General features: G+C 60.7%; 9 protein-coding genes and 1 pseudogene. 3 read left to right on the forward strand and 7 right to left on the reverse strand.

Annotated elements, in window-relative coordinates; genetic code table 11:
• Nucleotides 1-115: 115 nt before the first annotated feature.
• The 5 genes from pcaF to paaF are packed head-to-tail and all read right to left on the reverse strand — an operon-like array spanning nucleotide 116 to nucleotide 4,881.
• Complete coding sequence (pcaF, locus tag RIN61_RS25400) at nucleotides 116-1,336, reverse strand: 3-oxoadipyl-CoA thiolase (protein ID WP_215520868.1); 1,221 nt, start codon at nucleotides 1,334-1,336, stop codon at nucleotides 116-118.
• Nucleotides 1,329-1,769: a hydroxyphenylacetyl-CoA thioesterase PaaI gene (gene paaI / locus RIN61_RS25405; protein WP_013972610.1), complete on the reverse strand. Its 441-nt coding sequence runs from the start codon at nucleotides 1,767-1,769 to the stop codon at nucleotides 1,329-1,331. Before paaI ends, pcaF begins: the two co-directional genes overlap by 8 nt.
• Nucleotides 1,762-3,279, reverse strand: a complete 1,518-nt coding sequence (paaH, locus tag RIN61_RS25410) for a 3-hydroxyacyl-CoA dehydrogenase PaaH (protein ID WP_313854897.1) — start codon at nucleotides 3,277-3,279, stop codon at nucleotides 1,762-1,764. The genes paaI and paaH overlap by 8 nt, the downstream gene beginning before the upstream one ends.
• Before the next feature lie 2 nt (nucleotides 3,280-3,281).
• On the reverse strand, nucleotides 3,282-4,073 hold the full coding sequence (paaG, locus tag RIN61_RS25415) for a 2-(1,2-epoxy-1,2-dihydrophenyl)acetyl-CoA isomerase PaaG (protein ID WP_112251787.1): 792 nt from the start codon (nucleotides 4,071-4,073) through the stop codon (nucleotides 3,282-3,284).
• Between the two features lie 34 nt (nucleotides 4,074-4,107).
• Entirely contained in the window at nucleotides 4,108-4,881 is a 774-nt protein-coding gene (gene paaF / locus RIN61_RS25420) for a 2,3-dehydroadipyl-CoA hydratase PaaF (protein ID WP_112251788.1), read from the reverse strand.
• A 354-nt stretch (nucleotides 4,882-5,235) separates the two neighbouring features.
• On the opposite strand from paaF, the gene paaY reads away from it, so the two are divergent.
• From paaY to RIN61_RS25435, 3 genes and pseudogenes are all read left to right on the forward strand, one after another.
• Nucleotides 5,236-5,835, forward strand: coding sequence for a phenylacetic acid degradation protein PaaY (gene paaY / locus RIN61_RS25425; protein WP_112251789.1), 600 nt, complete (start codon nucleotides 5,236-5,238; stop codon nucleotides 5,833-5,835).
• A 77-nt stretch (nucleotides 5,836-5,912) separates the two neighbouring features.
• Nucleotides 5,913-6,836, forward strand: coding sequence for a phenylacetic acid degradation operon negative regulatory protein PaaX (gene paaX, locus RIN61_RS25430; RefSeq protein ID WP_181457324.1), 924 nt, complete (start codon nucleotides 5,913-5,915; stop codon nucleotides 6,834-6,836).
• Nucleotides 6,837-9,049: 2,213 nt separating this feature from the next.
• Nucleotides 9,050-9,719, forward strand: a pseudogene (locus tag RIN61_RS25435) (DUF421 domain-containing protein).
• Between the two features lie 220 nt (nucleotides 9,720-9,939).
• On the opposite strand, the gene RIN61_RS25440 reads toward RIN61_RS25435, so the two are convergent.
• Nucleotides 9,940-11,133 (reverse strand): MFS transporter, encoded by a 1,194-nt coding sequence (locus RIN61_RS25440; protein WP_112251791.1) that lies wholly within the window; start codon nucleotides 11,131-11,133, stop codon nucleotides 9,940-9,942.
• Between the two features lie 79 nt (nucleotides 11,134-11,212).
• Nucleotides 11,213-12,241: an alpha/beta hydrolase gene (locus tag RIN61_RS25445; RefSeq protein WP_112251792.1), complete on the reverse strand. Its 1,029-nt coding sequence runs from the start codon at nucleotides 12,239-12,241 to the stop codon at nucleotides 11,213-11,215.
• Nucleotides 12,242-12,442: the final 201 nt, after the last annotated feature.

The raw sequence follows: 12,442 nt of genomic DNA on the forward strand, positions 1-12,442 counted from the left end.
ACTCGAATTGTTCTTGTACGCCGCGCGGTAACGGTTGCAGGCCGCGTGGTGAGTGTCATGGAAGCAGCATATACGGCTGCGTTCGGTTCGGTAACAAGCGGATGGCCTGAGCCGCTCAGAGGCGTTCGATGACCATCGCGATGCCTTGCCCGACGCCGATGCACATGGTGCACAGGGCGTAGCGTCCGGCGGTTTCTTCCAGCTCGTGCAAGGCGGTGGTGACCAGGCGTGCACCGCTCATGCCCAACGGGTGACCCAGTGCGATGGCACCGCCGTTGCGGTTGACCCGCTCGTCATCGTCGGCCAGGCCTAGCTCGCGTAGTACCGCGAGGCCCTGGGCGGCAAAGGCCTCGTTGAGCTCGATGACATCCATGTCGGCCAGCGACAGCCCGGTAAGCTGCAGCACCTTGCGCGTAGCCGGCACAGGGCCGATGCCCATCAGCCGTGGTTCGACCCCGGCCACCGCCATGCCGACGATGCGGCCGCGAGCCTTCAGGCCATGGCGGCGAGCGGCAGTGCTGCTGGCCAGCAGCAGGGCGCAGGCACCATCGTTGACCCCCGAGGCATTGCCGGCGGTGACGCTGCCGCCGTCACGGAACGGGGTACCCAGCCTGGCCAGTTGCTCCAGGGTGGTGTCGCCGCGGGGATGTTCGTCGTGCTCGACCACTTTGGCCGGGCCTTTGCGCTGCGGGATCTCGACCGGCACGATTTCCTTCGCCAGGCGCCCGCGTGCCTGGGCGGCGGCCGCCTTGTGCTGGCTGCGCAGGGCGAAGGCGTCCTGGTCGGCGCGGGAAATGCCGAACTGTTGGGCAACGTTCTCTGCCGTTTCCGGCATCGAATCGGTACCGAAGGCTTCCTTCATCAAAGGATTGATGAAACGCCAGCCGATGGTGGTGTCGAACAGTTCGGCTGCGCGGCCGAACGCCTGCTCCGACTTGCCCATGACGAACGGCGCGCGCGACATCGATTCCACGCCGCCGGCCAGCATCAGCCCGGCTTCGCCGCAGCGCAGGGCGCGGGCGGCATTGCCGATGGCGTCCAGGCCGGAACCACACAAGCGGTTGATGGTGGTGCCCGGCACTTCGATCGGCAGCCCGGCCAGCAAGCTGGCCATGTGCGCGACGTTGCGGTTGTCCTCGCCAGCCTGGTTGGCACAGCCGAGGATGACGTCGTCGATGGCTGTCCAGTCCAGTTCGGGATGGCGCTGAATCAGGGCCTTGAGCGGAATGGCGGCCAGGTCATCGGCGCGCACGCCGCTCAAGGCCCCGGCATAACGGCCGATGGGGGTGCGCACGGCGTCGATGATCAAGGCATCGGCCAGGGTGTGTTCAGTCATCTTGCGTCTCCTGCGCCAGCACGGTGCCGCGCACTTTGTAGGATTTGCCATGGAACATCGCCACCAGCTCGCCGCGCTGGTTCTCGATGCGGACGTGGTACAGGCCGGTGCGGCCCTTGCGGCTGACCTCGCTGGCGCGGGCGGTGAGAACGTCATCGCGCAGTGCCGGGGCCAGGTAGTCGATGCTGCAGCCCAGGGCGACGGTGGCCTGGTCGTGACTGTTACAGGCGAAAGCAAACGCCGAATCGGCCAGGGCGAACAGGAAACCGCCATGGCAGGTGCCATGCCCCTGGATCATGTCGGCGCGTACCGGCATGCGCAGGCAGGCCTGGCCCGGGCCGGCTTCCAGCAGGCGGATGCCCAGGCCCTGGGTGGCCTGGTCGCGTGCGTACATGGCTTCGGCACAGGCTTGTGCCAGTTCGACTTCAGTCATGCAGGGTGCCTCCTTTGGCTTCGCAGCGGCGTAACAGCAGGGAAGGGCGGTAGCGGCTCTCGCCGTAGCTGCGCTGCAGGTTGTCGAGCACGCGCAGGGTGTGGGGGATGCCGATGTTCGTGGCCCAGGCCAACGGGCCGCAGGGGTAGTTGACCCCGGCGCACATGGCCAGATCGATGTCGGTGGCGCTGCCGACGCCTTGCAGCACGGCATCGGCGGCCTCATTGGCGAGCATCGCAACGGTGCGCAGCACCACCAGGCCGGGCAGGTCGGCGACCGCCGTTACCTTCAGCCCGGCACGCTGCAGCAAGGCCACGGCCTGGTCGCGAGCGTGGTCGCTGGTGTCGGCCGACCAGCTGATGGCGAGGCGGGTGGCGGTGGCGTAGTCCAGGGCCAGGTCGAGCAGCACCAGATTACGCAGGCCATCTTCCCGGGCGCGCTGGCTGGCCAGTCGGCCGTCGGACAGTGCCAGGGTGGCATCGCCCACCTGGATCAGGCCGCAGCCGGCGCGTCGGGTCACGGCGATGCCGCTTTGGCGCAGGCGCTCGACCAGCGGCTGCATCACCGCCAGGTCGCCTTCGACGACGCACGCATCGACGATGGCGGCGCTGTGCAGTTCGGCTGGTTGCGGGCGCTCCGCGCCTTCGCCATAGCTATAGAAGCCTTGGCCGGTCTTGCGCCCGAGGCGGCCTGCGTCCACGAGTTCTTTTTGCACCAGCGAAGGCTGGAAACGGAAATCGCCATAGAATGCATCGAAGACTGAACAGGTAACGGCGTAATTGACGTCGTGGCCGATCAGGTCGGTGAGCTCGAACGCGCCCATGCGAAAACCACCGGCATCGCGCAGCAGCGCATCGAGGCTGGCGCAATCGGCTGCGCCTTCCTGCAGCAGGCGCAGGCTTTCGGCATAGAACGGCCGCGCCACGCGGTTGACGATAAAGCCCGGCGTGGAGCGCGTGTGCACCGGCAGCTTGCCCCAGGCCTGGGCGGTGGCATGAATGCAGGCGGCTACGGCCGGGGCGGTGGCCAGGCCCGAGACCACTTCGACCAGCGCCATCAGCGGTGCCGGGTTGAAGAAGTGCATGCCAACCACCTGTTGCGGCCGTTGCAGCCCGGCGGCAAGGCTGGTGATGGACAGCGACGAGGTGTTGCTGGCGAAGATGCAGTCGGCGGCGCACAAGGCTTCCAACTGGCTGAACAGCGCTTGCTTGACCTGCAGGTTCTCGACGATGGCCTCGATCACCAGGCGGGCATCGGCCAGGGCTTCAAGGGCGTCCACCGGGCACAGCCGGGCGCTGATGGCTTCCCGCTCGACGGCCTGCAACTTGCCTTTTTCCACCAGGCGGGCAAGTTGCCGGTCAATGCCGGCCACTGCCTGGGCTGCTGCGCCCGGGCGATTGTCGTAGAGCTTTACCGGGTGGCCGGCCTGGGCTGCAACCTGGGCGATGCCGGCGCCCATGGCGCCCGCTCCGATCACTGCCACCTGGGCGTTGCTTGCGAGTGCGCTCATGTTCAACGCCCCTTGAATGCCGGCGTGCGCTTGTTCATGAAGGCACTCACGCCTTCGCGATAGTCCTCGCTGCGCCCGGCCAGGCGCTGCAGGTCGCGCTCCAGTTCCAGCTGTTCATCGAAACCGTTGTCGAAACTGGCGTTCAGGCTGCGCTTGATCAGGGCCAGGCCGTAAGTGGGCTGGGTGGCGAGCTGGCGGGCGAGGGCAAGGGCCTCGTCGCGCAGCGCGGCATCATCGACCACACGGTGGATCAGCCCCCATTGCTGGGCCTGTTCGGCGCCCAGGCGCTCGCCCAGCATGGCCAGGGCCTTGGCTCGCGCCATGCCGACCAGGCGCGGCAACAGCCAGGTGCCGCCGGAGTCGGGTACCAGGCCGATCTTGCAAAATGCCTGGATGAAGCTGGCCGAGCGGGCGGCCAGCACCAGGTCGCAGGCCAGCGGGATGTTGGCACCGGCGCCGGCAGCCACACCGTTGACCGCGCAGACCACCGGCAGCGGCAGGTCGCGCAGGGTGCGTACCAGCGGGTTGTAGAATTTGTCGATCGACTCGCCCAAGTCCGGCATTTCGGCGCCAGGGGCGACGTTGCGATCGGACAGGTCCTGGCCGGCGCAGAAACCACGGCCTTCGGCAGTCAGCAACAGCACCCGTGCTTCGCTGCTCTGGCGCACTTGCTTGAGCGCCTCACGCACTTCCAGGTGCATGGCGGTATTGAAGCTGTTCAGCTGTTCGGGGCGATTCAACGAGAGGAGGGCGACGCCGTCCTCGATGGAAAACAAGATGTGCTGGAAAGGCATGACAGACTCGCTCCGTCAGTCGAGGGGAAGATGGTCAGCGGCCCTGGAAGCGGGCCTGGCGTTTTTCCTGGAATGCACGAATGCCTTCGTCGCGGTCGGCGGTGCCGGCCAGCAAGGTGAAGGCGTGGCGTTCGAAGCGCAGGCCGCTGGCCAGGTCGGTATCGCCGGCCTTGAGCAGCGCCTCCTTGGCCAGGCGCACCGCCAGCGGGGCCTTGGCGGCAATGCCGCGGGCGACATGCAGCGCGCGTTCTACAGTGAGTTCCGGCTGGGTGATTTCGCTGACGAGCCCGGCCTGCAAGGCATGGCGGGCGGTGATGGCTTCGCCGGTCAGCACCATTTGCATGGCCAGCGGCTTGCCTACTGCTCGCAGCAGGCGTTGGGTGCCACCGGCGCCGGGGATGATCCCGAGGTTGATTTCCGGCTGGCCGAAATGGGCGTCGCTGCCGGCAATGACGATGTCTGCGCACATCACCAGCTCGCATCCGCCGCCCAGGGCATAGCCGTTGACGGCGGCGATCAGCGGCTTGGTGAAGGCGGCGATGCTTTGCCAGTGAGCCACACGGGGGTCGTTGAGGATGCCGACCAGGTCGCGCTCGGCCATCTCGCGGATATCGGCGCCTGCGGCGAATGCCTTGCGGCTGCCGGTGATGACCACCGCACGGGTCTGCTCGTCCTTCCCGGCCGTTTCCAGCGCAGTGGCCAGCTCTGCCAGTAACTCGGTGCACAGGGCGTTGAGCGCCTCGGGCCGTTGCAGGGTAATGAGCTGGACGCCTTGTTCCGGCGCCTGCACATCGAGATATCGCGGCATGTCGGGTTCCTCTGGCTGCACGCACGGCACATCGTGGGGCCGGCATTTCTTGGAATTGTTTGCAGGGGCGTGATGCGGGATCACGTCCGGGTGTAACCAGTATATGCATCACGCGATACATGAATGCAACATACAAAATTGTTTCATGTATCTCTTTGCGTCGTAGCGCCAAGCGACGTTTCATCGCCATTGATGGTGATGAATCGTTTATCTAGGCGGATTTCGGCGTGGAACGACGTTTTTTTGCAAAGCAAGCGACACGCTCCAAAGCGATACACGACCCAGGCGATTGACGCGAAATAATATTGTGATACAAGATCTGCGTGCATTTGAAATCATTTCAGGAGCTTTTCCATGCCTTGCTATCGACTGGACGGCCTGACCCCCGTGGTTCATCCGACAGCCTACGTGCACCCCAGCGCCGTGCTGATCGGTGATGTCATCGTCGGTCCTCGTTGCTACGTCGGCCCACTGGCTTCACTACGGGGGGATTTCGGCCGTATCGTGCTGGAGGAGGGCGCCAACCTGCAGGACACCTGCGTGATGCATGGTTTCCCGGGCGGCGATACGGTAGTCGAACGCAACGGGCATGTCGGGCATGGCGCCGTGCTGCACGGCTGCCGCGTGGGCGAAGACGCCTTGATCGGCATGAACGCGGTGGTGATGGATGGTGCCCATGTGGCGCCGCGCTGCATCGTCGCGGCCACGGCATTCGTCAAGGCGGGTTTCGAATGTGCGGCACAAAGCCTGGTGATGGGCTCGCCAGCCCAGGTCAAGCGCCCACTGACCGAACAGGAGCTGGCCTGGAAGCAACGTGGCACGGCGGAGTATCAGCACCTGGCGCAACGCTGCATGAACAGCCTGGTCGAATGCCCGCCGCTGACCGAAGTCGAGCCCCGGCGCCCACGCATGGAAGACACCGGCGTCAGGCCCAAAGGCCAGGCATCGGCATGAGCCTGGCAGCGTCACGCAATGGCCAGGCGGCACGCCGCGCAGGTATAGTCGGTGCTTTATCCGCGCACAGTTCGCCCATGAGCAATCTCGCCCCACTGAACCACCTGATCACCCGCTTCCAGGAACAGACGCCGATCCGCGCCAGTTCCTTGATCATCACTTTGTACGGCGACGCCATCGAACCCCACGGCGGTACCGTCTGGCTGGGTAGCTTGATCAACCTGCTGGAGCCTATCGGCATCAACGAGCGGCTGATCCGCACATCCATCTTCCGCCTTACCAAGGAAGGCTGGCTCACTGCCGAAAAGGTTGGCCGCCGCAGTTACTACAGCCTGACAGGCACAGGCCGCCGCAGGTTCGAGAAAGCCTTCAAGCGGGTCTACAGCCCGAGCCAGCCAGCCTGGGACGGCGCCTGGACGCTGGTGTTGCTCTCGCAGCTGGAGGCCGGCAAACGCAAGGCTTTGCGAGAGGAACTGGAGTGGCAGGGGTTTGGCGCCATGGCCCCGAACCTGCTGGGCTGCCCACGGGCAGACCGCGCCGACCTGGCCGCAACCCTGCGTGACCTGGAGGCCAGCGACGACAGTATCGTCTTCGAGACCCACACCCAGGAAGTACTGGCATCCAAGGCCATGCGCGCCCAGGTGCGGGAGAGCTGGCGCATCGACGAACTGGGGCAACAGTACAGCGAGTTCATCCAGCTGTTCAGGCCGCTATGGCAAGGTTTGAAAGAGCAACAACAGCTCGATGCCCAGGATTGCTTCCTGGCACGCACATTGTTGATTCACGAATACCGCCGGCTGCTGCTGCGCGACCCGCAATTGCCGGACGAGCTGCTGCCTGGGGATTGGGAGGGAAGGGCTGCGCGACAGCTGTGCCGTAACCTCTATCGCCTGGTGTTTGCCAAGGCGGAAGAATGGCTGAATGCAGCGCTGGAGACGGCTGATGGGCCGTTGCCGGATGTGAATGAAGGCTTTTACAGGCGTTTTGGCGGGCTGGTTTGAGAGGTGGGTGCAGAGGTTGGGTTTATATAACTACGCTAAATGAGTATTTAGTGTAGTTATATCTTATTTGCATATAAGAATGGGCACACGAGGGGACCTGAGCGCTCAAGTATCGCTTTCAAGTCAGGACGGACCTACAGGGATGGATCCTGGCTTGAGGGTCGGCGTGAGGTGTAAGCAACTGTCGTCTGAACCCTGCGGGCCCTTGTAGGAGCGACCTTGTGTCGCGATGGGCTGCGCAGCAGCCCCAAGATTTCAAAGCAGACGCATAAAATGCCGGGGCTGCCTTGCAGCCCATCGCGACACAAGGCCGCTCCTACAATTGACCGCGTCAACCGATCGACCAGGGGCTGGTTTGCCGGCGATTGCCATCGCGGCAACCGCAACGACGCTGGCAGCAGCCTTGGTGTGGTCACGCAGGCGTCGGGCTTGGCTTGGCCTGGTCAACAAAGCCGAGGGTAAACGTTACAAGTTACTTGCAAGTACTCAGGTACAGCTGGGAATGGCTGGGTTTCGGATGCTCCAGCCGCGTTAGCCAACAAAGGCAAGCCCAACGCGTCCAGCACCAGGCTAATGCTCGTGATGGTAAGCGGTCGATTGATCGAGATTAAAATCTAGACCAGAGGGCATTACCTGGTCCCAAAGTGCCTCACTCGTGGCCTGGTGACCAAATATAGACTAGCGCATAATGTGTATTATGTTAAATGACGTATTGGGCGAGCAACGTACACGCTGTCAGCGTTTCGTAATCCCTGGACGGAAATTTTCTAAACCTGGAAACCGTGAGCATCGGAAAATCAAGGCTTTGCCCTCCATCGCCTAACCCAGCGCTTCTCTGACCCATTTTTTGAAGCTGGACGATCTAGGCGTGAAAATCCCAAATGTCAGAGCCAACTGATTCCCTAGCATACTCCTCTTCACGATCCATCAAGCGCCCCCCATCGGGAGCGTCTTGCCTGCCGACAAACGACGTCCGAAGCGTGCCATCCTTCTTCGAATGATCGCCGGGATTCTGAGCTGGCCGGCCGTTAGCATTCATTGTCTACACTGACTCCGACATATCAGAACCATGACTGCCCATGACCCGGACGCTGAGCCCGTTTCCGATCTTTCCTACCATGCCGACGTTCGTGCGCTGTATAAACGACGGCCTGGATTTCCCTGCAAACATTCACGTCTTGGAGCGCTTATCGAAGGTTGATGAGTCCTGTCTCCCTGTTGAGATGTGCCGTCACGCAGCGGACTTCATTCTGGAGTCGATGCGTATCAAGCGTACACCTTGGCCTGGCCGATACTCGGATTACTCAGCCGTCCTCCAGATGGCCCTAAACTGGAGCTTTCTCGTAGACCGGCGCCCAATCACCCAATGGGATAACGCTGCCTTCACGGAATTCCTAGGCTTCATTAGTCAACCGGATTGCAACTGGATCAGTCGCAGTCCGGCAGGCAGTCGATTCAATTCCGCTGGACAGCCTGTGCTCACTGCCCAGCCAATTAATCCAGCCTGGCGCCCGTGTTATCGACGCGATCCTGACGCTCCGATCGTGAGCACGGTGATGCGACAAGTGCGCGGCATCACCTATGGCTTCCTCAGTTACTTGAATCGAATTGGCGTCCGGGAGCAGCCAGCGCCCGCTATGGCTAAATCACCGGAAGTCCCCGATAGCAAGGGCTTGGAAACCGCTAACTTTTTGTCCCACGAAATTGATTGGCTATTCGCATATCTTCAGAGCAAGTGCCAGTTTGATGTTGAGCTCCAGCTCTGCAGGTTCGTACTGGCTGTGGCGAGATTCACGACGATTCCTTTGGCCGATTTGTCCCCAGACGCCCAGCATGTCGGTTTGTTGAGCCAATTTATGACTTATCCGCGATCACCTGAGCCTGGTGATCCGCCTCGCTGCAGCCCCTGGGTGTTCATCGACAACCCTGGAGCACCTCTGGAAACCCATAGGCCGTTATGCCTTCAATTCGTTTTGATCCTGAAAGACTACGTTCAATCACGAGGGATTTCGATCAGGGAGGCACTTCCTGATGCTTACACACTGCCGGAAAATCGATCATCGAAAGGAATGCCGACAGGAACTGCCCAGGCAATGATTCGACGGCTACGTGGCGCAATTGCTGAGGCAGCTAGGGGCGATAAAGTGCTTCCGAGTGCCTCAGAAACCGCCCTGAAAATCGAGCAGTTAACGTTCAGCCAAGTGCGTCGGTCGATGCGTGCCTTGAAAATTTCCCAAATGCTCATTGGCGAGTTCCCGCTGACCTTTCTCTTGGAGGTCGCCGTCCGCGTTTCAGCGGCGTTTCTAGCCGTGTTCTTCTTTCTGAAATTCAGTGGTCGACGTGGAATTAGGCAGCTTTCCCGATTCGAGCTCGTGGTGATCCTCACCTTGGGCTCAGCCGCAGGCGATGTTACCTTTTATGAAGATGTACCCCTCCTCCCATTTGCTGCTCTATCGCGGAACCGTCTACATGATGAGACGCAGCAGAACATGCGAGGCCTGGATCGATGGGTTGCCCATCACGGTAGTAAAGGACGGAATGTACGAGATCCATTCGCTGCGAAATTTGAACATCTCATCCAACGAGCTCTTCATGGAACTGCGCCAACAAGGCGTGGAGCATCTCGGCCAAGTTCGACTCGGCCTATTGGAAACCGATGGCGATATCAGCCTGTATTTCTATGGGCCAGATGATACCTGGCCAGGGCTGTCGGTGCTCCCAGTCGAACATCGTCCAGAGTACCTGGCACCGCCGAACGCGGGCTTACATTGTTGCGTCAGCTGCGGCTTCCCAACCTTCTATGAACCTCAAGACTCAGTCGTGTGTGAACGCTGCGGACATAACGTCTGGTCACCTGCACTGAATACCATACGCAACCGCTAGAGCACATCCACTCAAGATCGCGGAGATTGGACAGGCATCGCCTTCACCGACGGGTTTATTCACGTACTTTTCACAGGCGGTGTGGGAACGTTAGCTATCCCTACGTGTGATAGAAGCTCCCTTGCCCGCCTAGCAGCGGGCTTTCTTTTATCCGCCGACTCATGGTACCTGATTGTTACTGTCGTCTTTGCTGCACGCTTAAGTAGGCTGGCCCACCGTTCTACGTGCATGCCGCGCCACGCCAACGGCTTGTGACAACACTGAGTGCGGTTGCAATGAGCAAGAATATGCCGCTGGCGATGAAGGTAGCCTGATAACCCATCCCGTCGTACAGCATCCCTCCTGCAGTTGCACCAGCAGTGATAGCCAACTGAATTACTGCGACCATCAACCCACCACCAGCTTCTGCATCGTGTGGCAATGCCTTGGCCAACCAGGTAAACCATCCCACCGGTGCACAGGTCGCGGCCAGCCCCCACAGCCCCAGCACTGCGGCGACTGGAACAAGCCAGCTACCAACGACGACTATGGCGAATGCGATGGCAGTCATGATCAACGGTATTCCAACCAAAACCTTGTTCAGACTTTGACTAACAAGAGAGCCGGCTAGCATGGTGCCTACCAAGCCTGCGGCACCGATGATCAAGAGCAAGAGCGAGAGAGTGGGCACATCTACATGCGTGACCGTCTCCAAGAAGGGCCGCAGATACGTAAAGAGGGTGAACTGCCCCATGAAGAGAAACGCAACTGCGGCCATGCCAAGGGCAACCTTGCTATCCCCAAGCAGGCGCAGCGAGCCAGTGGCCGATATTTGAATCCGCTCACTCGGCATTGCCGGCAGCGTGAAGGCTTGCCAGATCAACGCCAGTGCAGCCAAAGGCACCACGCAAAAGAATGCCCCTCTCCAGCCGACCATGCCACCCAGATAGCTCCCAACTGGCGCCGCAATTGCCGTAGCCAAGGCTGTACCGCCCTGCATCACAGCAATAGCCTTCGGAACGAGTGCCTCGGGCGCGATGCGCATCATCACTGCGGTGGACATCGACCAATAACCACCAATGGCAATCCCAAGCACGGCACGCCCAACCATCAACGTCAGGTAGTCAGGGGCAAAGGCCACCATGCCCCCGGAAATTAGCATAAGCGCCGTCGTGGCCAGCAGCACAGGCTTGCGGTCGATCCCTTGGGTTACGGTGGCTAGTAACAGGCTGGTGATTACAGCAAAGAAACCCGATATAGAGATGGCCTGCCCGGCCTGGCCTTCAGTCAGTGACAAATCGGATGCAATTGGTGTGAGCAAACTCACAGGCAGAAACTCAGAAGCCACCAAGGCAAAAGCACAGAGCGACATCGCCAGGACAGCGCTCCAGACCTGACGGTTTGAGTGTTGAAGGGGTATTGCTGGGCTGCTCATGGCAATTCTCGTTGTAGCAATTTCAAAAGACACGGATGCCCACGCCCTGCGTGGTGCTGGGCCTGGAAACAACACCCTTTTACTTGAGGTTTTCGCGGAAGAAAGTTGTCAGCTTGGTGAAGGGGATCATCTCTACGCGGTCGTACAGATCCACATGGCCAGTGCCCGGGACAATCACGAGTTCCTTGGGTTCGCCGGCAAGGCGATACGCCTCTTCGCTGAACTCCCGGGAATGAGCCTCCTCTCCTGCGATGAACAACATGGGACGAGGCGAGATCGTCTCGATGTCATTGAACGGATAGAAGTTCATGAACCTGACGTTACTGGTTAGCGTCGGGTGCGTCGTCAGAAGCGGCGACAGCCCTTTGGGAGTGAACTCACCACGAGGTGTGCGGTAAAAGTCGTAAAACTCCCGCTCGATGGCATTAGAGCTCTCAGTTAGCTGATCCACCGTGCCACTGGTGTACTTAGTTTCGCCTCCGGCAAACTCGACATCACGCTGGGCTACTGCTTCGGCGATAGCCTTTTTGCGCTGTTCGACCGAGACGCCATGCTTGAGTCCATTGCGGTTGGCGGCACCCATGTCGTACATGCTGACCGTTGCAATCGCTTTCATGCGTGGATCAATTTTCGCCGCACTGATGGCAAAGCTGCCGCTGCCACAGATACCCAGCACGCCAATACGGTTCCGATCAACGAAACCTTGAGCACCGAGATAGTCAACCGCCGCACTGAAGTCTTCGGCATAGATGTCCGGCGACACTAGATTGCGCGGACGCCCGTCACTTTCGCCCCAGAACGACAGATCGATGGCCAAGGTGACGAAGCCCTGCTCTGCCAGCTTCTGGGCATAAAGATTCGAGCTTTGCTCCTTGACCGCCCCCATCGGGTGCCCGACGATGATTGCGGGATGCTTGGCGTTGACGCTCTGTTTTGTGGGCAGATACAGATTACCGACAGTGGTCATCTGGAACTGGTTCTTGAAGGTGACACGCTCGAGTGAAACCTGCTCACTCTGGTAGAAATTGTTGGCCCCATGAGACATATCGGCGGCTCCCGCAGTGAGTGAACTGACCATCAAGGCAAACGCAACGAACAAAGACTTCATGCACATCTTCCTGTCTGCTCGAAATGGAAGGAATGTGAGAGGACATCGCTCACGGACGCTAGAGTCATCTCATCTGCCACCTATGTTCCTCGCGTGAACCAGCACATCAGTAGAGCAAACCGGTAGTTTTCTTGCCCAATTGTCCAGACCTGGTTGGCTGGGCATGGACACTGAAAGCGACGCGCGAGTAGTGTTTCGCTA

The organism is Pseudomonas inefficax (assembly GCF_032164165.1).
GTDB classification, from domain to species: Bacteria; Pseudomonadota; Gammaproteobacteria; order Pseudomonadales; family Pseudomonadaceae; genus Aquipseudomonas; species Aquipseudomonas inefficax.